The organism is Rhodococcus erythropolis NBRC 15567 (assembly GCF_001552595.1).
GTDB classification, from domain to species: Bacteria; Actinomycetota; Actinomycetes; order Mycobacteriales; family Mycobacteriaceae; genus Rhodococcus_F; species Rhodococcus_F erythropolis.
This window is the reverse complement of record NZ_BCRM01000008.1, coordinates 66,954-88,319: the sequence shown is the minus strand read 5'-3', so window position 1 is coordinate 88,319 and position 21,366 is coordinate 66,954. Positions and strand designations below refer to the sequence as shown.

Annotated in this window: 20 protein-coding genes; 10 read left to right on the top strand and 10 right to left on the bottom strand. The window is 63.5% G+C overall.

What is annotated here, in order from left to right; all coding sequences use genetic code 11:
* Positions 1-70 precede the first annotated feature (70 nt).
* Complete coding sequence (locus RE4_RS13300; protein WP_003943543.1) at positions 71-259, bottom strand: streptamidine-related RiPP repeat protein; 189 nt, start codon at positions 257-259, stop codon at positions 71-73.
* 92 nt (positions 260-351) lie between these two features.
* Here RE4_RS13300 and RE4_RS13295 point away from each other — a divergent pair, with 92 nt between their 5' ends.
* The 5 genes from RE4_RS13295 to RE4_RS13275 all read left to right on the top strand — a co-directional run bounded on the left by RE4_RS13295 (position 352) and on the right by RE4_RS13275 (position 5,223).
* On the top strand, positions 352-1,611 hold the full coding sequence (locus RE4_RS13295) for an MFS transporter (protein WP_060938719.1): 1,260 nt from the start codon (positions 352-354) through the stop codon (positions 1,609-1,611).
* Between the two features lie 85 nt (positions 1,612-1,696).
* A complete protein-coding gene (locus RE4_RS13290) occupies positions 1,697-2,764 on the top strand; it encodes a FecCD family ABC transporter permease (RefSeq protein ID WP_060938782.1) in 1,068 nt (355 codons plus the stop codon).
* Positions 2,761-3,555 (top strand): ABC transporter ATP-binding protein, encoded by a 795-nt coding sequence (locus RE4_RS13285; RefSeq protein WP_020968054.1) that lies wholly within the window; start codon positions 2,761-2,763, stop codon positions 3,553-3,555. The genes RE4_RS13290 and RE4_RS13285 overlap by 4 nt, the downstream gene beginning before the upstream one ends.
* Entirely contained in the window at positions 3,552-4,532 is a 981-nt protein-coding gene (locus RE4_RS13280; protein ID WP_047889351.1) for an ABC transporter substrate-binding protein, read from the top strand. Before RE4_RS13285 ends, RE4_RS13280 begins: the two co-directional genes overlap by 4 nt.
* Before the next feature lie 4 nt (positions 4,533-4,536).
* A complete protein-coding gene (locus RE4_RS13275; protein WP_060938718.1) occupies positions 4,537-5,223 on the top strand; it encodes a SagB family peptide dehydrogenase in 687 nt (228 codons plus the stop codon).
* A gap of 1 nt (position 5,224) precedes the next feature.
* On the opposite strand, the gene RE4_RS13270 is transcribed toward RE4_RS13275, so the two are convergent.
* The 4 genes from RE4_RS13270 to RE4_RS13255 form a co-directional block, all read right to left on the bottom strand.
* The gene (locus RE4_RS13270) at positions 5,225-5,518 is read right to left on the bottom strand and encodes an SHOCT domain-containing protein (RefSeq protein WP_019746316.1); all 294 of its coding nucleotides are present in this window, start codon (positions 5,516-5,518) and stop codon (positions 5,225-5,227) included.
* Positions 5,515-5,967, bottom strand: coding sequence for a DUF6325 family protein (locus RE4_RS13265; protein ID WP_060938717.1), 453 nt, complete (start codon positions 5,965-5,967; stop codon positions 5,515-5,517). The genes RE4_RS13270 and RE4_RS13265 overlap by 4 nt, the downstream gene beginning before the upstream one ends.
* A 3-nt stretch (positions 5,968-5,970) precedes the next feature.
* The gene (locus RE4_RS13260; RefSeq protein WP_019746318.1) at positions 5,971-7,620 is read right to left on the bottom strand and encodes an MFS transporter; all 1,650 of its coding nucleotides are present in this window, start codon (positions 7,618-7,620) and stop codon (positions 5,971-5,973) included.
* A 65-nt stretch (positions 7,621-7,685) separates the two neighbouring features.
* Positions 7,686-8,933 carry a hypothetical protein gene (locus RE4_RS13255; protein ID WP_060938716.1) on the bottom strand — a complete coding sequence of 416 codons (1,248 nt, stop codon included), beginning with the start codon at positions 8,931-8,933 and terminating at the stop codon, positions 7,686-7,688.
* Positions 8,934-8,951: 18 nt separating this feature from the next.
* Between RE4_RS13255 and RE4_RS13250 the strand changes: the two genes are divergently transcribed.
* Positions 8,952-9,539, top strand: a complete 588-nt coding sequence (locus RE4_RS13250; protein WP_019746321.1) for a DinB family protein — start codon at positions 8,952-8,954, stop codon at positions 9,537-9,539.
* 1 nt (position 9,540) lies between these two features.
* Here RE4_RS13250 and RE4_RS13245 read toward each other — a convergent pair whose 3' ends face one another.
* Entirely contained in the window at positions 9,541-9,720 is a 180-nt protein-coding gene (locus tag RE4_RS13245; protein ID WP_060938715.1) for a hypothetical protein, read from the bottom strand.
* A 1-nt stretch (position 9,721) separates the two neighbouring features.
* On the opposite strand from RE4_RS13245, the gene RE4_RS13240 reads away from it, so the two are divergent.
* From RE4_RS13240 to RE4_RS13225, 4 genes are read left to right on the top strand one after another with little or no spacing between them, the layout of a single operon-like run.
* Complete coding sequence (locus RE4_RS13240) at positions 9,722-10,357, top strand: TetR/AcrR family transcriptional regulator (RefSeq protein WP_019746323.1); 636 nt, start codon at positions 9,722-9,724, stop codon at positions 10,355-10,357.
* Between the two features lie 25 nt (positions 10,358-10,382).
* A complete protein-coding gene (locus tag RE4_RS13235; protein ID WP_060938714.1) occupies positions 10,383-12,080 on the top strand; it encodes an AMP-binding protein in 1,698 nt (565 codons plus the stop codon).
* Positions 12,077-15,274 (top strand): carboxyl transferase domain-containing protein, encoded by a 3,198-nt coding sequence (locus RE4_RS13230; RefSeq protein ID WP_060938713.1) that lies wholly within the window; start codon positions 12,077-12,079, stop codon positions 15,272-15,274. The genes RE4_RS13235 and RE4_RS13230 overlap by 4 nt, the downstream gene beginning before the upstream one ends.
* 56 nt (positions 15,275-15,330) lie before the next feature.
* Positions 15,331-16,701 (top strand): sulfatase family protein, encoded by a 1,371-nt coding sequence (locus RE4_RS13225; RefSeq protein WP_020905704.1) that lies wholly within the window; start codon positions 15,331-15,333, stop codon positions 16,699-16,701.
* Here the strand turns inward: RE4_RS13225 and cysC are convergent.
* From cysC to RE4_RS13205, 4 genes are all read right to left on the bottom strand, one after another.
* Positions 16,698-18,578: an adenylyl-sulfate kinase gene (gene cysC / locus RE4_RS13220; RefSeq protein WP_020968064.1), complete on the bottom strand. Its 1,881-nt coding sequence runs from the start codon at positions 18,576-18,578 to the stop codon at positions 16,698-16,700. The two genes, RE4_RS13225 and cysC, sit on opposite strands and share 4 nt — an antisense overlap.
* Positions 18,578-19,492, bottom strand: coding sequence for a sulfate adenylyltransferase subunit CysD (gene cysD, locus RE4_RS13215; RefSeq protein ID WP_019746328.1), 915 nt, complete (start codon positions 19,490-19,492; stop codon positions 18,578-18,580). The genes cysC and cysD overlap by 1 nt, the downstream gene beginning before the upstream one ends.
* A complete protein-coding gene (gene stf0, locus RE4_RS13210) occupies positions 19,489-20,298 on the bottom strand; it encodes a trehalose 2-sulfotransferase (protein WP_019746329.1) in 810 nt (269 codons plus the stop codon). Before stf0 ends, cysD begins: the two co-directional genes overlap by 4 nt.
* A gap of 122 nt (positions 20,299-20,420) precedes the next feature.
* Entirely contained in the window at positions 20,421-21,362 is a 942-nt protein-coding gene (locus RE4_RS13205; RefSeq protein WP_060938712.1) for a CopD family protein, read from the bottom strand.
* Positions 21,363-21,366 lie beyond the last annotated feature (4 nt).

Sequence of the window (21,366 nt, the reverse complement as noted above, 5' to 3'; positions counted from 1 at the left end):
CCGACGAGTCGGATGCGGGCGGGGTCATCGGCAGATCAGACCGTCGAAACAGTCCGGATCAGGGAAGGTTTCAGCTCTGGAAGCTGAACGGGTTGTCGACGAGGGCGTTGGTGCCCACACCCTGCAGAGCATGTGCGGACGTCGCCTCGGCAACCGGCTCGAAGGTGAACGGGTTGTCGACGAGGGCGTTGGTGCCGACGCCCTGGAGTGCATTGGCCGGAGCCGAGTTGGAGACGCTGTCGAACGAAATGTTGCTCATTGTCATCCCTTCCGTAATGGAAACCATTTCCATTACGATGCCACCGTACGAAAGATCGCCACGGAGAGCAACAGGTACAAGAGAGTGCATACATGAGCGAGACCTCGACGACGGGATCCGCCGAAGCGCAACCACATGTGTTTCGGGACAGATCGTTTCGATTGTTCTTCACGGCTCGCACGATTGCCGTGGCCGGTGCGGCGGTCACCGGTGTGGCAATGCCGATTCTGGTGTTCGACATCAGCCGGTCTCCGTTTCTCACCTCGCTCGCGGCTGCGGGGACGGTTCTGCCGTACCTCGTATTCGGCTTGTTCGCGGGCGCCGTGGCAGACCGAGTCAACCGGCGGACGGTCATCCTGTGTGCGCAGGCCGTCGCTGCTCTTGCCTTGGCGAGTATTCCGGCGGCTCAGGCGCTCGGTGTGTTGACGGCATGGCACGCGGTCGGCGTATCGATGTGCATCGGAACGTGTTTCGTGTGGTTCGATGCCGCAGCTTTCGGAGCGTTGCCTGCGCTGGTCGGTCGGCAGAGAATACCGACCGCCAACAGTGCGCTGTGGACTTCCAGCACGCTCGTCGATGTTGCCTTTCCGGCTATTGCCGGAGTGCTCGTGGCGTCGATCGGCCCGGCCTACGCATTGGGTGCTGATGCACTGGCCTACGTATTGGCCGGGCTGGCCATGGCGTCGATCGGAGCCTCGTTCTCGGGTATTCCTGCGGCGCCGAAGAGGTCGGAACCCGGAATTGCGCGTGACATACGCGAAGGCCTCAGCTTCCTCTGGCAGTCTCCGCTCCTGCGAGCCTTGACCGGCGTCGGCTTCGTCAATTCGCTGACGCAGGGTGCTGTCACGGCGCTCCTGGTGGTGTACGCGACCGAGAGGCTGGGGATTTCGACGTCGAGTCCGATGATCGGGGCCGTGTGGACAGCAGTCTCCGTGGGTGGCGTGGTCGGCGCAGTCTTGCTCCCACGCCTACCGGCGCAATGGCCGGTCGGCGCGATCACGGTCGGTGCGTTGACCATCGCCCCGGTGGTGCTGTTCGTCGTTGCGACAACCAGCAACACCGCCGCAGCGATCACCGCTCTGACCGTCTACTCCGGCTGTGCGACTGTCACCATCCTCAACGGCATCGGTGCACGTCAGCGTCTGACTCCGGATCGTCTACAGGGGCGCGTGAACACCACGGCGAGGATGGTCGCCTGGGGTGGTTCGCCGGTGGGTGCCTTGATTGCCGGGGCAATTGCAGGACGATGGGATATCGGCACCGCCTACCTCGTTGCGTGCAGCTTTGCGCTGGTCGGGGCACTCTTTGCGTGGGTGAGCGCCCTGCGGACCGACCCTTGTCCGCACAGATGAGCATGTCACTATTAATGAAAACGACTGTCGTTATGGTTAGATCCACCTGTTCATCCCTGTGAACCCCTACCTATTCAGGAGTGCGATGACGCTGACCAGCGAAGCAGTACCTGATGCCCCGTCGCGTGCGCATCCCGTCGGCGACCGCGGATACGTCCCGTTTCTGTTGGCCACGGCCGTGGTTCTTGCCACCGTCTCCACCGTCGCGGTGTGGTCGGGCGCTGCGTCGCTGTCCTTCGCCGACGTATTCGCGGTGTTGTACGCGCACGCCGGTGGGCCGCCGGTCGACCCGCTACTCGACCGGATCGTGTGGGGACTGCGGGTCCCGCGCATTCTGATCGCAGCACTGGCGGGTGCCGGGTTGTCACTGGCCGGCGCAGTGCTGCAAGCGTTGGTGCGCAATCCGATTGCCGATCCGTACATCTTGGGTGTCGGTTCGGGAGCGTCCTTCGGCGCAGTGCTGATCATGACGACGGGCATCGGAACCGGCCTGTCGATCGGTGTTCCGGTGGCAGCCTTCCTGGGGGCCATGGTTTCCCTGATCGCGGTTCTCGTACTGGGTCGGCGCGAGGGAATGCTTGTCCCGCTGCGCATGGTCTTGGCCGGAGTTGCCATCGGCTATCTGCTCTCGGCTGCAACAAGTTTTGTGCAGTTGCGCGCCGATCCGAGTCAGTTTTCGGGAGTGCTCTTCTGGTTACTCGGTTCGGTGAGCGGGGCAGGTTGGTCGGATCTCGGTGTGCCCGCCGCAGTGATCACCGTCTGTGCGGCAGTGCTGTTGACGCAGTCTCGCCAACTCAACGCGCTGGCTATGGGAGACGAGAGCGCGCAATCGGTGGGCGTCGACGTGCGCCGTACCAGGTTGCTACTACTGGTGATCGCGTCGTTGCTGACCGCGGTTGTTGTATCCGTTGCCGGCGGAATCGGTTTCGTGGGGCTACTCGTGCCGCACGCCGTAAGACTCCTGGTCGGATCCGACCACCGCAAGCTGCTGCCGGCAACCGCGCTGGTCGGTGCAACCTTCCTGGTGATCGTCGATCTTGCGGCTCGGATGTTGGATGCGCCCAACGAATTGCCGCTCGGAATCATCACCGCCGGATTGGGTGCCCCGTTCTTCCTCTGGTTACTTCGACGCGACGGAGGTGCGCAGTCATGAGATTGTCGGCCAGCGGGATTCACGTCGTTCGAGGTGGGCGTCTGGTGGTTTCCGGCGTAGATCTCGAAGCGCCCGAGGGGAGCGTGGTCGGACTCGTCGGGCCGAACGGTAGTGGAAAGTCCTCCCTCCTGCGCGCGTTGTATCGCTCGATGAAGCCGAGAAGCGGAATCGTGAAGGTGGACGAGGTGAATGTTTGGGACGATCTCTCGCCCCGATCAGCAGCACGCATCATCGGTGTTGTGGGGCAGGAGCATTCATCCGACTTCTCGTTCAGCGTCCGCGAGGTGGTGGCGACGGGCCGGACGCCGCATCACAGCGCATTCTCTCGACTCGGTGAAATCGACCGGGACATCGTCAGTGCCGCCCTGGCGCGAACCGGTATGCACGGCTTCGGATCACGACTCTTCGCCGAACTGTCCGGCGGAGAAAAGCAGCGTGTGATGTTGGCCCGGGCGATCGCTCAACAACCTTCGGTGCTGGTCTTGGACGAGCCCACCAACCACCTCGACATCCGAGCTCAACTCGAATTGATGGAATTGGTCGCCGAACTCGGTACTACGACGATTGTCGCGATCCATGAACTCGCCTTGGCCGCAGCATATTGCGACTACGTCTGTCTGCTCTCCGGCGGGGTAGTTGTCGCGACAGGACCAACGGCCGAGGTCCTCACCGAGGACCTGCTGTCCGAAGTATTCGGGGTTCAGGTGCATCTCGGCACTCACCCCTTGACCGGGCGTCCCTTGCTCTCGTTCGCCCCTCCGCTACTACACACGAAAGAAGCAGTGTCTTGAAATCCTCGATACGTACTGCCGCGCTGTTGTGCTCGGCCGTTACCGCCACTGCAGTACTGACCGCATGCGGAAACTCCACGGCGGATTCGGCGACGTCGTCGTCCGAGAAGATTTCCGTCACCAATTGTGACCGCGAGGTCACGTTGCCCAAGACGGCGGAGCGGATTGTCTCGCTGTATCCGTCGATGACGGAGCTTCTGATTCAACTCGGTGCCGCCGACCGCATTGTCGGACAATCGAATACCGATCTCTCTCCTCCCAGCCCCGAACTCGCGGATCAGTTCGCGGCCGTGCCGGTACTGAGCACCGGAGTTCCCGCGAAAGAAGCGTTGCTCGACGCCCGTCCGGATCTGATCGTCTCCGACGGGGAATATTGGTTCGACGGTGACCGACTGCAGAGCATGGACGAATTGCGTGACCTCGGCATCCCGATCTTCGTGAACAGCGGCTACTGCCACAAGGCGGTCACCGAGGGGCGGATCGACGACGTCTGGTCCGACATCGACGGTCTCGGTGCCCTGACCGGAACAAGTGACGAAGCAGCAATTCTCCTGGCAGATGGCAAGAAGTCGCTCGCAGAAACCGAGGCATCCGTGGCCGGGAAGGAGCCGGTTCCCACTGTGATGGTTCAGGTTTCGGAGGGGCAGTCCTACGCTCTGGCGAGGGGCCTCTACAGCAGCGTGCTCGAGGCGGCCGGGGGAAAGAACCTCTACGAGAGCGACCTTCCGGATGGGAAGTACTTCGGCCAGGTAGCCACCGAATCGATACTCGCGAAGTCGCCGCAGGCAATTCTTGTCGTTTACTCCACCGAGTCGGCTCGGGAATCCACACTCGAGGCTGCTCGCACCGCATTTGCCGGGACGCCTGCCGCGACGTCGAATGCGATCTTTGCCGTCCCGGAGGCGTGGTTCGCCGGTGAGTTGGTGTCGATCGACGGAGCTGCCGAGGTATCTCGCCTGCTGCACCCGGGTTCGTGAGGTCTTGACCGCCCTCGAGCGGGTCGAGGCCGTCGTATCGCTGCATGCTGCGCTTGACCGGACGGTGGCTCCGTCGGAGCTACTGTTCGACGAGGCCGCCCTGCCGCCGGTGACGTCTGAGTTCGTTGAATTACCGGCGCCGACGCCACTGCCGGCCCAGGGCTTTCCGGATATCTTGCAGGCACGACGGAGCCACTACAACCCAGCGCAAGTTGCTTTGGGAATCGATGAGCTTTCAAATGTGCTGCACCACAGTCTGGTCAGCAGCCCGACGGCCGGTGGGATGCGCGAACTGACGCTGTCGTTTGTTGTCAGCCAACCCGGACACTCGCTTGGAGCCGGGGTGTACCGGTACATCCAGGAAGGCCGTGCTGAGGCCGTTCGGCCGGGTGGCGTACAAGGAAACCTTCGAGCGAGCCTTCTCCAGCCCGAGTTCGTCGACGTGTTCCCGGTTCTTCTGTTTGTGGTCGCCGACGTGGAAGCGCCGCTCGAGAAGTACGCGATGCGGCACTACCGCACGATGCACGTGGATGCCGGTGTGCTGGTTCAGAATCTGTACCTTGTGACCGAGGCGATGGGACTTGTGGGCTGCGCCATCGCAGGATTCACCGATGCCCGAGTGGCATCTCTGTTGAATCTCGCGACGACGCAGCTTCCCGTCATGGCTTTTGCACTCGGGCGGCCCAGCTAGTTCAGCCGAGGATGCGCGCCTTCTGGGTCTCGAACTCGGCCTCCGTCAATACGCCGGCGTTCTTGAGTTCACCCAGCTTGGTGAGCTGTTCGAGCTTCGCGTCCATCGACATTTCCGATTCTGCCGGAGCTGCCTGCGGCGGGAGGGGCGGTAGATCGGGAATCGGCGGCACCGGCTGGACCTGCGCTGCGCGGGCCTGATCTTCGGCGGCCCAACGGGTCCGCTGACGGCGCTGAACATTGCCGTGAATGGAGCTTGCGACGGCTACGCGGCCGGCTCGCCTCAAGAAACTCATGCGTCCTTCTCCGTGGTATCCGGTGCGGTGTTGTCCAGTGCAGCAGCCAGTTCGTCCACGCTCAGGTGACCTTCGGTGACAACCTTTGCGCCGCTGCGGGTCCAGGCCTCGATGACCGGCAGTATTGCCAGTTCCTCGTAGACGAGTACGGCGGCAACACTTCCGGCGGCCAACTCGTCACCAACGGCAGCGATGTCGCCGGCGTCGAGCAGTCCGGAGGCAGCGCCGTCGAACTGCGCCAAATCGAAATCTGCGAGTTCGAAGGTGGACGCGGGTACGACGGATACCGATCCGTCGGCGGCTTTGGTGACGAACTCGAGGTCGAGGATGCGGATCACTCCGGAGTCGACGAGAGTGAGCAGCTGCTCGAATCCCGCGGAGGTCGGTGCACCGCTGGGAAACTCGACGGCAACGTATTCGATCGGACCGAATTGGTCTTGGTTGGACATCGGTTACTTCTTGCCCTTCGTGGGTTGCGGTTCGTCCAGAGCAGGTACTTCGTTGGGCATGCGCCCGGCCGGAATGATGGCGAGCAGAGAGAGCCCGGCGAGTACGAGCAGCGAGGTTCGCAGTGCGCGCAGGCGCGCTTCGGTGTTGATCCGGATGGCTTCGTCGATCTGTGCCTGTGTCGCGGAGGTGTTTTCGAGCGTCACGACGAGTTGATCGTTGGGGACGAAGTTGACCTGGTCGAGATTGATCCCTGACTCGACCTTGAGCGATGCCGGGATGGTGGGGTTGTCGATCAGCTGCGAGCTGACGAGGGTACCGAGGATTCCGACGGCGAACACGCTGGCCACCGCGATGCCGACACTGCCGGACATGTTGTGTACCAGTCCTCGCCAGGCGCCGACGTCACCGGCCAGTTCCTTGGGAGCTGCGGTGAGGAGGGTGTTGAACACCAGCGCAACGATGGCGCCCTGCCCGAGGCCGAGGGTGATAAGGCCGATGACAACAAAGATCTGATGCCAGTCACCACGAATGGTGAAGGCCAACAGGATGAGTCCAGCGGCAACAACGACGAACCCGGCTCGTGCGATCAGACGCGGGGAGTACGTCTTGTACAGGCGCGCGACGACGGTGCTCGCGATGAAGATCGAGAGTGTGTACGGGATGATCGAGAACGACGTCTGCAAGCTGCTGCGGCCCTGGATGATCTGCATGTACAGCGGAATGAGGAAGTTGGCCGCGGTTCCCACGAACATCATCGTCGCCATGCAGATCGTGGTGGCGCGCTCGGCGCCGGTCTTGAGGACGTCGAGGTTGAAGAGCTGAGGCTTGTTCTGCGCCTTGCGGCTTCGCGTCCACTGGAAGAATCCCTGCGCGCAGATGGTGCCGAGGACTATCAGGATGGCCGCGGGTGAAACACCGATGACCGAGAACGGCGCAGCGTCGGTGGCCAGGATGACGCCCCACGAGTTCAGGCCGCTGAAACCGAAGCTGAGCAGGATGACGGCAACGGCAGCCAGTGCGGCGCCGGCCCAATCGATGGTGATGTCCTTCTGCGGGGGAACAGGTTTGACACGGAAACTCAGGACCAGGTTGACCACGGCGAGCGCCACGACGAGGGCGAAGGAGTAACGCCACCCGATGGTCGTCGCGAAGGAACCGGCGATGAGTAGTGCCAGCACACCGGCTGCGGGGATTGCTGCTGCCAGGTAACCGATGGCCTTTGCCTGCTGATCGCCATTGAAGTTCGTGGCGATGAAAACCGTCAACGCGGGGGCGATGAGAGCGATCACGGCGCCGGACGCGGCTTGCGCCACGAACAGCATTGCCGGGCTCTGGCTCAGAGCGACCGCAGCCATCGCGAGACCGTGAATCGCGACGGCAATCTGGAAGACCAAACGCGTCCCGTAGCGGGCGCCGATCTTGGCGCCCAGCAGAATGAAGGCAGCCATGGCAAAGGTGCCTGCGGTGATCGCGGTGCCGACACTTGTTGCAGGAGTGTCGAGATCGGTGGTGATGCCGGCCATCGAGACGGTCAGCGCATTGACGGCGAACGACGCCTGAATCTGCGTGAGGACCACCACGATCAGTGGTAGCCAGGAGGCGGTGGTTACGGCGGCCGACGTATCGGCTGCGCCAGGCTTTACGGACATCATGGGTCACGCCTTCCTCGACACTGCGTGTACTCGCGGCGTGCCCGGATCAGCCACGCACGGTTACATTAGCCGGAATTGTGCTGAATGGTCGCCTGCAAGTGGTTGGTTTCTTCGCGGTAGACCACCATCTCCCGTTGCAAGGCGCGCCGGAAGCGTGGTTGCTCGGCCAGGAGTACGGCCAGGACGGTCAGCAACAGCCACGTCGCGGCCGCGCTCGCGAGGAGCAGCAGGACCGGAATCCACGGACCGCCCATCTGCTCGAGCAGCGTCGTCTTCGCCCAGACTCGCCAGTAGAGCATCAGATTGACGATCAGTCCGACACCGTACGAGATGACGAAAGACAGCAGGAACTGCTTCCATGTGCCGTCGTGGCGCCTCGCCGTCATCGGTTCGGCCCGCAGCGGCAAGGCCACGGACATCACGTTGGCGACGCCGAGCCACAGCAGGATCATGGTCAGTACCTGACCGCACGCCTTCACCAGATCAGCACTGCTTCCGGAGCGCCACGCGAGGATGGCACTGAGCAGGAACCCGGCGCTGCCGACGAGAAGCAGCATCATCGCATTCTTCGCGACGAGGACGTGCCAGAGCCTGGTTCCGCCGGACAAAGCAGCACGGACGCGGCCGGCGTCGAAGCTGAGCGCATTGGTGCACACGACGCTTCCGACCACACCCGAGAGTGCGTACAGCGCAAGGTAAGGCAGTCGATCTTCCTTGGCGTCCCACTGGAAGAGGCGAATGAATGCCAGGTACGCCAAGCCCATTCCGAGGCTCAGCCCCAGTCGAAAAGCGATCGACCGAGGCTTGCCACTCACGACGTGCCGTGCTTCCTCACGGATCCGGGAGCCGAGACCCTGCACGTGCCGGACGACGGGGTTGCCCGAGTTCAGCGGGACGTAACCGCGGATCGCGGCGGCGACGGTTTCGGTATCTCCGGCATCGAGCGCGGCGACGCGTGCTTCGAGAACCGCAAGGTGGGCGGCGCGCAAGGCTATCCGCGCGGTGGTCACCGCGGCGACGGCGTCGGCCTCGGCCTGCGCGGCGGTGCTGATGCCGGCGTCGGCGGGCAGCGGCGGCTGCAACGTCGTGATCAGTTCGAGTTGGCGAGCCATGTGCGGCGACGGCGACAAACCGCTGTACGACGGTCGGCTCAGCGCTGATCGTTCGTCGTCGAGCGAATCACGCACGGACGCGGCAGCCTTGCGGACGGCTGCCGGGTTGTGCCAGCGCACCGACCGGGCGTCACGCTCGGCGGCGACGGCCCGGGAGGCAACCTCGGTCAGATCCTCCACCGCTGTCAATGTCTGCTCCACTCGGTTTAGGTTGGTTTCATGACCACCAACTCGGAAAAGGAAGATCTCCAGCGGTACCTGCAGGCAGCACGTGACGCGCTCGTCTGGAAGCTCGACGGGCTGTCGGAGTATGACATTCGGCGTCCGATGACCCGGACAGGGACCAACTTGTTGGGACTGGTCAAACACATGATCGGCGTCGAGCTCGGGTATTTCGGTCCGACGTTCGGCCGTCGGGTTCCCGATCTACCGGCGTGGTTGCGTTCGGAGGAACTCAACGTCGACATGTGGGCCCGCGCCGATGAGTCCAGTGCCGACATCGTCGAAACCTATCGCCGCACCTGGGCTTTCGCTGACGCCACGATCGAGCAGCACGATCTGGACGCCCCCGGCTTCGTGAAGCACTGGCCGGAGGATCGTCGCGACGTCACATTGCACCGGATACTCGTTCACGTTGTCACCGAGATCCATCGGCACGCCGGCCACGCGGACATCGTGCGGGAGCTGATCGACGGAGCTGCTGGGATGAAGGCGGGCGACAACAATCTGGCTCCCGGTGATGAGGCGTGGTGGGCCGAGTACAACGACCGTCTGGAGACGGCGGCACGCGAGGCCCACCACGCCTGAACTACTCGAATACCGCTGCCGCACCGATCACCACGACGACGATCGCCGGGCCGACCATGTCGCCGGCCCCACGGGTGATCCGGGAGACGATTTTCTTCTCGCCCATCTTCGCGACTGAGCCGACGAGAACGGCGGCGAGGATGCCGCAATTCTTGACATTGACGTCAACGTCAACACACACTGTGACGGTGACCACCAGCGAAACGCAGGAGCGAGCGCGGACAGCCCGCAAGCTCGGGGACGGTCCACGTCGGGCGGGCCTGCTCGACACCGCTGCCCTCTGTTTCGGCGAACTCGGATACGACGCCGTGACCGTCGAGACCATTACCACCAGGGCCGATGTGTCCCGAGCGACCTTCTACGCGTACTTCTCGTCGAAGGACGAGGTCTTTCGTGCCGTCGCCGAAATGATGTGCCGACGGTTTCTCGACGCCCAGCACATGGAGGGGCCAGCGGCCGAGGATCTACGCGAAGTTCTCAGAACGACCACGTCGGCGTTCATCACGGCCGTGTACACCTACGGGGACCTGCTCGCGGTGATCGAGCACCGGGCGCGGGTGGATTCCGAGGTCGAGCGCAGTTGGTCAGCAGTTCGCGAAAAGCTCGTGAGCCGCTACGTACGCTTCGTCGAACGTATTCGACAGGTTCACGATGTAGATCCCTGCGTTTCGCCCCCGGTGCTCGTTCAGATGATCTCGGACGCACAGATGGCCGGTGGAGCACGACTGAGTAAGGCGAGTGTCGAAGAGCAGAACCAGTTCATTGCAGATATGACGACGATGTCCGAACGGTTGATCGGGTTCGAAGAGTCGAAATAGATTTCTTTTACGAATGGAGTGATCGGTGGCAGAACAAGACGTGCTCGAAGCGGCTCTGGCGGAAATCACTGCGCTGCAGCAGGCGCATTGGCCCGCCGGGATTCCCCGCTCCGTCGAGTATCCGCTCGAAGGCGGGGGACTTGTCGACTACTTGCGGCATTGGGCGCTCGAGCGGCCGGATACTCCCGCAATCGTCTTTTACGGCCGCGTCATCACGTACGCCGAGTACGACGAGCTTTCGGATCGTTTTGCCGGATGGCTGCTTTCACTCGGAGTCGAACGAGGTGATCGTGTCGGCGTTCACCTGGTCAACTGCCCGCAGTTCCACATCGCGATGCTCGGCATTCTCAAGGTCGGTGCGGTTCACGCGCCCATCAATCCGCTCTTCCGTGAACACGAATTGATTCACGAACTCAACGATGCCGGCGTCAAGGTCCTACTGACGCAGAACACTTTCTCGAAGCTGGTGAAGAAGGTTCGCTCACAGACTTCACTCGAACACGTCGCGAAGACCGCAGTATCGGACATGCTGACTGCGATCCCCACCGTCGAACTGCCCTTCGAGGTCGACGATCCGCGCCTGAGCGACTGGCAGTCGATCATCACCAGTGAGCGAGCGACTCCCGTTGCCACCGAACTCGATTCCCTCGCCGCCCTGAACTACACGGGCGGAACGACGGGAATGCCCAAGGGCTGTGAGCACACTCAGCGCCACATGGTTTACACCGCGGCCACCGCGACGCTTGCCGGTGGTGACCAGGTGGGCGCCAATCCGCCGGTATCCCTGGTGTTTCTGCCGATCTTCTGGATCGCGGGTGAGGACTTCGGCATTCTGGTTCCGCTCGTCAACGGCGGAACCGTTGTCCTGCTGAATCGTTGGGATGCGGAGACCACGCTCGACGCGGTCGAGACCTACGGTGTGACCTCGCTGGTCGGAACCGTCGACAATTACGTCGAACTGATGGACACATCAGGGTTCTCGGAGCGAAATCTCTCGACACTCCAGAACGCCATGGCAGTCTCGTTTGTTCTCAAACTCGATCCGGCCACGCGCCAGCGGTGGCGCGAGGCTACCGGCGGTGTTCTGCGCGAAGCGAGCTACGGCATGACCGAAACCCACACCGCGGACACGATCACTCTCGGTTTCCAGGACGGCGACTACGACCTGAAAAGCGAGCCGGTGTTCTGCGGAATTCCGGTGCCCGGCACCGACGTTCTGATCGTCGATCACGACGGCAGGCCGGTTCCCGTCGGCGAGCACGGGCAGATCATCGTGCGCAGCCCGTCCATCCTTTCCGCGTACTACCGCAACGAGGCGGCCACCGCCGACGCCATCCGTGACGGCTGGCTGCAGACCGGTGACGTCGGAAAGTTCAGTGAGCGTGGCGGTTTGCACTATTTGGCGCGGAACAAGGAAATGATCAAGACCAACGGCATGAGTGTCTTTCCCTCCGAGGTGGAAGCGCTGCTGATGCTGCATCCCGCGATCGAAAAGGCTGCGGTGGTACCGAAACCGGACCCGGACAAGGGGCAGGTGGCTTTTGCGTTTGTCCAGCTGGTCGAGGGTTCCGACACCGCGGCCGATGAGATCGTCTCGTGGGCCAAGGAGAACATGGCTACGTACAAGGTGCCCGAAGTGGAAGTGCTCGAGGCGCTTCCGATGACTGCAACAGGAAAGGTGCGCAAGGGCGATCTGTTCGAGCGCACTCAGGGGGACAAGTGAGACTGCTGATTGCGAACCGCGGCGAAATCGCGCTGCGGATCATTCGAACTGCCCGTGAACTCGGGATCGAAACGGTGTCGGTGTACGCCGCGGACGACGCGTCCAGTCCGCACGTCGCGGCGGCCACGGAGTCGGTGCCGCTCGGAGCGTCGGGCGCATCCGCGTACCTGGATCAGAGCGCACTGCTGACGATCGCGGCCGAAACGGGCGCCACGCACGTGCACCCGGGCTACGGATTCCTCAGTGAGAATGCCGAATTCGCGCAGGCGTGTACCGAGGCGGGCATCGTCTTCGTCGGCCCGGACGCCCAGGTTCTCCGGACTTTCGGCGACAAGGCCAGCGCCCGCACTGCGGCGGTCGACTCCGGCGTACCGGTCCTGCCGTCGACATCGGCGAACGCCGACCTCGACGAGGTGCGTGAATTCTTCGAGCGCAACTCCCGCGGCATCATGATCAAGGCGCTCAGCGGCGGCGGTGGCCGCGGCATGCGCGCGGTGCGCGACCCGAAAGCGCTCGACGACGCGTACCGTGTGTGTGCGGCCGAAGCCCAGTCGGGATTCGGCAGTTCGGCACTGTTCGCCGAGGTACTCAGTGAGCACGCTCGGCACATCGAAGTGCAGATCGTGGCGGCGCCGGGGCAAGGCGGAACCCACGCGCTCGCTCTGGGTGACCGTGATTGCAGCGTCCAACGTCGGCATCAGAAGTTGATCGAGGTTGCGCCCGCGCAGGGGCTGTCGGGGGCCCTGCGCGAGCGTCTTCACGCTGCGGCCGCAAGGCTGTGCGCCGAGGTCGGCTACCGAGGCATCGCGACGGTCGAGTTCCTGGTCGAGGAACGCGGATTCGTCTTCCTCGAAGTCAATCCCCGAATTCAGGTGGAGCACACGGTGACCGAAGAGGTCACCGGAATCGACCTCGTCGCCGTGCAACTCGCTATCGCGGACGGAGTTCCGTTCGAGGACCTGGACCTGCCAACCGGAATCACTGCTGTCGAGAAGGTTTCGGAGACAGTCGGATCCGTGGCGTCGGCGTCGGGGATCGCGATACAGGCGCGCGTCAACATGGAAACCATGACGCCGGACGGCAATGCGCTACCGTCCTCCGGCACGCTCGACAACTTCACTCCTCCGGGCGGACCCGGCGTGCGAGTGGACACCTTCGGTACGGTCGGACTCTCGCCGAGTGCGCGTTACGATTCGCTGCTGGCGAAGGTCGTCACCCACACGCATCGATCGGATTTTCCTGCCGCTGTGCGCAAGTCGATTGCTGCTTTGAGTGAGTTCACCATCGACGGCGTGGCGACCAACCTCGAATTCCTGCAGGCACTACTGTCGGACAAGGACTTCCGCGACGGCCTGGTCGACGTCGACTGGTTGGGTTCTCGATTGGCGGACCTCGTTCCCGAAGCGGGCCCACAAGCTCCCTCCGCGAGTGTGGACGTGGCGCCGGACGAGGACGTGGTCCGTGCACAGATGGCGGGAATCGTCGTCGAACTTGCCGCAGTCGGTGACGGCGTCCATGCGGGTGGCCAGGTCGCCGTCCTCGAAGCGATGAAAATGCAGCATGTTCTCTCGGCGCCCGGTGACCTCGAAGTGGTCCGGGTCCTGTCGTCACCGGGGAGATCGGTGAGTGCGGGCGAACCGTTGCTCGTCGTCCGTAGCGCAAGCGCGGGATCGAAGCTCGCCGAGGTCGACGAGGTGGACCTCGACGACGTACGTCCGGACCTCGCCGAAATCATCGCTCGTCATGAGGTGACCCTCGACGCGGCGCGGCCCGCGGCAGTGGCGAAGCGCCACAAGCTGGGGCGGCGGACTGCTCGCGAGAACGTCTACGACCTGGTCGACGACGACAGCCTGGTCGAGTACGGCGCTCTCGCACTGGCTGCGCAGCGCAGTCGGCGAAGCGAGGAAGACTTGATCGCCAACACTCCTGCTGACGGTCTGATCGGCGGAGTGGCGACCATCAGCGGCGGCGAGAGCGTCGTGATCTCGTACGACTACTCGGTGCTGGCCGGTACCCAGGGCATGCGCAATCACGCCAAGACCGACCGCCTGCTCGAGATCGCCGATCGCAAGCGAGTTCCGGTAGTGCTGTTCGCGGAAGGCGGCGGTGGTCGCCCCGGTGACACCGATGCAGGGGCGGGAGCGGGCCTGGAACTGGGAACCTTCCGTGCCATGGCGGCGCTGAGCGGCCGCGTACCCATGGTCGCTGTCGTGTCCGGCCGCTGCTTCGCGGGCAACGCGGCCCTGGCCGGCGCCTGCGACGTACTGATCGCGACGCCCGACGCCAACATCGGCATGGGCGGCCCTGCCATGGTCGAGGGCGGCGGGCTCGGAAACTTCCGCCCCGAGGACATCGGCCCCATCGACGTGCAGCGCCGTAACGGCGTCGTACACCTGGTGGCTGACGACGACGCTCATGCGGTGGCGCTGGCCAAGCAGTACCTCGGCTACTTCCAGGGTGCGAGCCAGGCGTGGACGGCTCCGGATCCGCGGCTCTCCCGGCATGTGGTGCCGGAGAATCGCCTGCGCTCGTACGACGTTCGTGGAGCGATCGAGGCGATCGCGGACGTCGACAGTGTCCTGGAACTGCGTCGCGATTACGGTCGCGGTGTAGTGACGGCACTCGTTCGTGTCGAAGGAGTTCCGTACGGTGTGCTGGCGAACAGCAGCGAGCATCTCGGCGGAGCGATAGACGCGGAAGCCTCCGACAAGGCTTCGGATTTCCTGGAACTGCTCGAAGCGCACCGCATCCCTCTGGTGACCCTTTGCGACACACCGGGATTCATGGTGGGCCCGGACTCGGAGGAGGAGGCGACGGTCCGAAGGTTCGGCCGGTTCTTCGTAGCCGGTGCTCGCCTCACGGTGCCGTTCGGAACGATCATCCTGCGCAAGGGTTACGGGTTGGGCGCCATGGCGATGGCCGGTGGTTCCTTCCACGCACCCGAGTTCACGGTGGCGTGGCCGACCGGCGAGATCGGGCCGATGGGTCTGGAAGGTGCCGTGCGCCTCGGTTTCCGTAAGGAACTCGAATCCGTCGAAGACCCGGAGGCTCGGGAAACTCTGTTCGGTCAGTTCGTGGAACTGGCCTACGCACAGGGCAAGGCATTGATGGCGGCCACCACGTTCGAACTGGACGATGTCATCGATCCCGCCGACACCCGCGCCTGGATCAGGCAGCTCGGCAGAAACAGTTGAGATCCTGCTGATTCGAGCTGTTGCCGCACGTGGGCAGGGCAACTAGCCTTGCCCACGTGTCGGCTGCGCGAGATAACGTCCTGATCATTCATTGGCACGACCTGGGCCGACACCTCGCGAGTTACGGTGTCGCCGGGGTCAACAGCCCCAACCTGGACCGGCTGGCGGCAGAGGGCATCCGGTTCACCGATGCACACGCGACGGCGCCGCTGTGCTCACCTTCGCGCGGTTCTCTCTTCTCGGGCAGGTATCCGCACAACAACGGTCTGATCGGGTTGGCGCACCACGGCTGGGAGTACCACGCTGAGGTGCAGACGCTTCCGCAGATCCTCTCCGACAACGGTTGGTACACCTCGCTCTTCGGCATGCAGCACGAGACTGCGTACCCGAAGCGGCTTGGCTATCACGAGTACGACGTCACGAACTCGTTCTGCGACTACGTGGTTCCGCGCGCCCAGAACTGGCTACGACGCTTCCCGCCCGAGCCTTTCCTTCTCACCACGGGGTTCTTCGAAACGCATCGGCCGTACCCGGCCGATCGCTATACCCCGGCGGACACCGCAGCGCTGGAGGTGCCCGGATATCTTCCCGACGTGCCGCAGGTACGCGAGGACCTGGCCGAATTCCACGGCAGCGTAGAGGTAGCCGACGCCGCGGTGGGTGATCTGCTCGGGACCCTCGAGGAAGAGGGGCTCGACGAGAACACGTGGGTCTTCTTTCTCACCGATCACGGCGCCGCGTTCCCACGTGCCAAGTCGACGCTCTACGCCCCCGGCACCGGCATTGCGTTGATCGCTCGCCCTCCGGCTCGGTATCGCAGTGGCGGAAAGGAATACGAGACGCTGTTCAGCGGTGTGGATCTTGTTCCGACCATTCTCGATCTCCTCGGTATCGACGTCCCCACCGAGGTGGAAGGGCGCTCGCACGCCGATGCCCTCGTCGATCGTGGAACCGAGCCGTCCGAACCTGTCCGAACCTCCTTGTTCACGGAGAAGACCTTTCACGACAGTTTCGATCCCATTCGCGCGGTGCGCACCAAGGACTACAGCTACATCGAGAACTACGCCGTCCGCCCCGCTCTGGATCTACCGCTCGACATAGAGGACAGTCTTTCCGGAAAGGCGCTCGGCACCGAGCATCTGGCGGTACGCGCACCCCGGGAGCTGTACGACCTCCGTGCCGACCCCGACGAGAAGATCAATCTGATCGATCGACCGGAAGTCTCGGCAATACAGGCGGAATTGTCCTCGCAGCTTCACACGTGGCGCGCCGAAACGGATGATCGTCTCCCGGACGAGGCATTGGGAAGCGCGATGGCGGTGCATCGCATGGCGGCGTACCTCGAGAAGATCGGTGTCCGACCCAACGTGCGGTCCGCCTACAGTGCGGACCGCGGTTACCTCGAGTCGGACACCGAAAACCCCTAGGGCCTAGCGGTTTCGCGCTCCTCCAACAATGCGATGACCCGCCCGACCAGTTCGTTGATGTCAGCGCCTGTCGTGTCGAAAGCCAGGTCCGGGTCCTCCGGAGTCTCGTACGGTGCGTCGATTCCGGTGAGCCCCTTCAGTTCACCGGCCCGCGCACGCGCGTACAGGCCCTTGGGATCTCGGCGTTCGCATTCTTCGACGGGAGTGGTGACGGCAACTTCGAGGAATGTGAGCCCGGCAGCTTCGTTGAGAGCACGCGCAATTGCTCGATCCGAACGCAGCGGCGAGACCATCGACGCGATGGCCACGACGCCGGCATCGGCGAACAGCCGAGTGAGATGCCCGACGCGCCGGATGTTCTCGGCCCGGTCTCCCGGCGAGAACCCGAGATCGTCGGAGATACCGTGGCGGACGTTGTCACCGTCCAGGAGATACGCGGTGCGTCCCGCGTCGACCAGCGCACGTTCGACAGCCACAGCGACGGTGGATTTTCCGGAGGCAGGCAGGCCGGTCAACCAGATCGTCGCGCCCTTCTGGGTCGTCGACGCCCACCGCCGCTGACGTTCGAGTGAAGACGGATGCCACTTGATGTCGTTGCGGGTCTGCTCACCGGGAACGACGACGCGTGGTTCGAGAATGGTGCCGGCGCCGACGGTGTCGTTGCTCTGCTCGTCGATCAGAATGAAAGCGCCGGAGTCCCGATTGTGGTCGTAGGTATCGGCGACCACCACGGAACTGGTTCGGAGCGTGACCGTTCCGATGTCGTTGAGCCCCAGTTCGACTGGGCTGTCCTGCTCGTCGAGCGTCTCGGGGTCGAGTCGGGTGTGCAGTTCTTGAACGGTCGCGCGCACGGTCCGGGAAGTATGTTTGAGCGCTATCCGATCGCCGGCTCGCAGTGGAGTGTTCGACAACCAGCAGATCGTGGCTTCGAGTTCTCGGGCCAGAACCGGCAAATGGGCCTGCGCACCGCCGCTGACCAGAACGTCGCCACGTCCGACGTCGATGTCGTCGGCCAGTTCCACCGAAACTGACAGTGGTGCAACGGCAGTACTGCGGTTGTCGTCGAGGGTGTCCAGGCTGATCACGGTGCTCTTCGATCCGGACGGCAGTACCACTACCTCGTCTCCGACGCTCAGTGTGCCCGCCGAAATTCGGCCGGTGTACCGGCGCCGATTCTGCGGATCGGGGCGCGAAACCCACTGCACGGGAAGCCGAAGTTCCTCGATGTGCGTTGCGGGCGCATGGAGTTCGACGCCTTCGAGGTATTCGAGAAGTGTCGGCCCGTTGTACCACTCGGTGTTCTCCGAGCGGGTCACGACATTGTCGCCGGCTTTCGCGGAGACGGGTATGGCAAGTACGTCGCCTCGCCCGAGCTGGCGTGCCAATACCCGCAATTCTTCCTGTACCTGCGCGAATCTCGCTTCGTCGAAGCCCACCAGATCGATCTTGTTCACCACGGCCACAAGGTTCGGAACACCCAGTAGCGCTGCGATTCTGGCGTGTCGACGCGTCTGACGCAGCACGCCGGTCCTCGCGTCGACCAGCAGGACCGCTACGTGGGCGTTGGATGCTCCGGTGAACATGTTGCGCGTGTAGCGCTCGTGTCCCGGGGTGTCGGCGAGTACGTAACTTCTGGTCGGAGTGGAGAAGAATCGGTACGCGACGTCGATCGTGATGCCCTGTTCACGCTCGGCGCGCAATCCGTCGGAGAGTGCAGCCAGGTCGGCGACTCCGTGCTCGTCGGTCACGGAATCGAGGTGATCGGTAGGCAGACTGTCGGTGTCGTGCAACAGTCGGCCGATCAGCGTGCTCTTGCCGTCGTCGACGCTACCCGCCGTGGCCAGCCGCAGGAGTTGGCGAGTGATGGTGGTGGTCATCAGAAGTAGCCCTCACGCTTTCGGTCTTCCATCGCGGCGACCGAGGTTCGGTCGTCTGCGCGAGTCTCGCCTCGTTCGGAAACCGTCGCGGCCGAGATCTCGGTGACGACGTCGTCGATGGTGGTGGCGTGCGATCGAACGGCGCCGGTGATGGTCAGATCGCCGACGGTTCGATATCGCACCCACTCGGTCGTTGCCGCGGCGTTCTCGGCGTCGGTGCTGAATTCCGAAGCAGCGAGGAGCATTCCGTCGCGCTCGAATACCCGCCGTTCGTGCGCGAAATAGATGGGCGGCAACTCCAGTTCCTCCTGGGCTATGTAGCGCCAGATGTCGAGTTCTGTCCAGTTGCTCAGCGGGAAGACACGAACGGACTCTCCGCGTCTGATCCGACCGTTGTAGAGCGACCACGGTTCGGCCCGTTGCGCCCGAGGGTCCCACTGGCCGAACTCGTCACGGAAGCTCAGGACTCGCTCCTTGGCTCGCGCACGTTCCTCGTCCCGGCGGGCGCCGCCGAATGCGGCGTCGAATCGCCCGCCTTCGAGAGCGTCGAGCAGAGTTCTGGTCTGCAGGCGGTTTCGCGATCCGCTGGTCTCGGTCGACTCCTGCACTCGACCCTGGTCGATCGAATCCTGAACGGAAGCAACCAGAAGTGTGTGCCCGCCCTCCTTGATTCGGCGGTCGCGAAATTCGATGACTTCCTCGAAATTGTGACCGGTGTCGACGTGTAGGACCGGGAAAGGGAGTGGGGAGGGTCGAAACGCCTTCTCGGCGAGTCGAAGCAGGACTATCGAGTCCTTGCCGGCCGAGAAGAGCAGTACCGGTCTTTCGAGTTCTGCCACCACCTCTCGAATGATGTGAACCGCTTCGGATTCGAGAACTCGGAGTTCGTCGACGACATCGGTGACGGTGCTCATGTGACGGGGTATCCGTTCTGTTCTGCGTCGATGCGATAACGCTGCACCCATTCGCGGGAGCGTCCGTCGCTCTGACGACGCAGCGGCGGTGGTGGGGCCAGTTGTCCGTCGAGACCGAGGGAAATGAGGGTTTTTGCGACCACGGACTGCGGGTCTTCGGTGAGATCGCGGAACCCGATCTCGATGGGGGAGATGTCCTCTTCCTCGAACCAGCGCTTCCACTGTCGTTCCTGCTCACCGAGAATCGTCACCAGGTGTGCGATTCCGAGCGCGTTGTACTGCGCACCGTCCGAGAGATTCGGTGGGGTCGCGTCGTCGCGCCAGACCTGCGTCTGCACGGCTCGCCACATCGATACAGCCTGAGCGACAACATCTTCTCGATAGACGTGGATGAACTGCAGGTCGTGATCGAGAGTGTCGTGGAGTGCGGAACGTAGATCTGTCCCACTGCGCCACGGCAATCCGGCTGCGCGATCGAGCAGGAGCGGTGTCTGATTCCACATCAGCTTGCCGCCCCAGACTCCGTTGGGTGTTCGGCCGAGTTCGAGAAGTTGTGTGCGCCACTGCTCGGAGGTGCGGGTGTCCGGCGTACCCGGGTGGAACGGGGCGAGCAGCCCCAGGACGGACTCGTCCGTGACGTCTTCGAACCACTGCCTCGGTTGCGGCGAACGCGAGGTCTCGGGGAGGTACTGGAAGAACTCTTCCGGCTCACCCGCGACCCCTGTTGCTCGCAGGGATTCGACCAGCAAAGTACTGCCACTGCGCTGCGAAGCGCAGACGAGAAACGAGCGTTGGGCCTCCGTCATGCGAGCAACGCTAAGGGTGGCCGGAAACCGCCGCAAGCTGGGAAAATAAACTCACGTAGAGGTTAAATCTCGACGTGAAACGTTAAATGTGCGGGTCACGAAATCTTGTGCTGAGGCACGTCTTACGCAGTTGTCGCAAGGGCCGCGGCGAGCCCGAATGCGATGGCCATGAAGACAACTTCACCGATGGCGCGGCGCAGGGATCCGTCCGAACTCATGCGGTGTGCAGCACTTGCGACCACCCATGTCCGGCGCCACCACCATCCCAGCGCGACGAGCATTGCGATCGCCACGATCTTGGCGAGGATCACCCGGCCGTAAGCGGTGTCGTAGAAGGCGGAGAGCGAGTCGAGTCGCACGACGGCGTTGACGATACCGGTGACGACCAACGCGAGGACGCATCGCCAGGCGAGGGCGGAGTACCTGGGCAACCAGATCGCCCAGGCACCGCGCGACGGTACGGCAAGCGCGAGTGCGGCGAGCACGCCGAACCACAAGGCCGCAGCGAGGACGTGAACGGCGTCGAGGATCGATCCGAAGCTCTGCTGCGCCATGTGCCCGGTGATCGGGCGGGCGGCGAGCGCCAACGCGGAGACGACCAATGCCGGTGCGACGGGCACCGCCTCGGGATTGGTGAACCCGTAGATGCCGTAACAGACCACGGCAAACGCGCACGCGATGATCGCGACACCGACGCGGCCGACGTTGACCTCGGAGACGAATGCGCCGAAGTGCCCGATGGTCAGTGAGGTGACCGGGGCGCCGTCTGCGGCTGCGGCATTGAGCACGAGGAGCGTGATCTCGGCGACGAGCCAAACCGCTGCCGCCGCGGTGAGCTGAGTCCACATGACGGCGGGGGTTGTTGCCGGGCGGCGTTCACTGCGGCCCATCCAGGCAAGCGTCGCGATGCCGAGCGTCAACGAGCCGCATCCGATCGCGAGAACGCGGACAGTGCTCGACGATTCGGGTCCCGACGGGCTCGCGAGGCCCCAGGCGATGAGGACTCCCAGCAGAGCTGTGGGTACGGCAAACAGCAACCACCACCTGTTTGCCGTACCCGTCACGCGA

Coding starts and splice junctions, on each gene's coding strand:
- RE4_RS13295 (WP_060938719.1), top strand. CDS start 352: ATGAGCGAGACCTCGACGACGGGATCCGCCGAAGCGCAACCACATGTG.
- RE4_RS13300 (WP_003943543.1), bottom strand. CDS start 259: ATGAGCAACATTTCGTTCGACAGCGTCTCCAACTCGGCTCCGGCCAAT.
- RE4_RS13270 (WP_019746316.1), bottom strand. CDS start 5,518: ATGAGTTTCTTGAGGCGAGCCGGCCGCGTAGCCGTCGCAAGCTCCATT.
- stf0 (WP_019746329.1), bottom strand. CDS start 20,298: ATGACGGAGGCCCAACGCTCGTTTCTCGTCTGCGCTTCGCAGCGCAGT.
- RE4_RS13265 (WP_060938717.1), bottom strand. CDS start 5,967: ATGTCCAACCAAGACCAATTCGGTCCGATCGAATACGTTGCCGTCGAG.
- RE4_RS13250 (WP_019746321.1), top strand. CDS start 8,952: ATGACCACCAACTCGGAAAAGGAAGATCTCCAGCGGTACCTGCAGGCA.
- cysC (WP_020968064.1), bottom strand. CDS start 18,578: ATGACCACCACCATCACTCGCCAACTCCTGCGGCTGGCCACGGCGGGT.
- RE4_RS13290 (WP_060938782.1), top strand. CDS start 1,697: ATGACGCTGACCAGCGAAGCAGTACCTGATGCCCCGTCGCGTGCGCAT.
- RE4_RS13285 (WP_020968054.1), top strand. CDS start 2,761: ATGAGATTGTCGGCCAGCGGGATTCACGTCGTTCGAGGTGGGCGTCTG.
- cysD (WP_019746328.1), bottom strand. CDS start 19,492: ATGAGCACCGTCACCGATGTCGTCGACGAACTCCGAGTTCTCGAATCC.
- RE4_RS13260 (WP_019746318.1), bottom strand. CDS start 7,620: ATGATGTCCGTAAAGCCTGGCGCAGCCGATACGTCGGCCGCCGTAACC.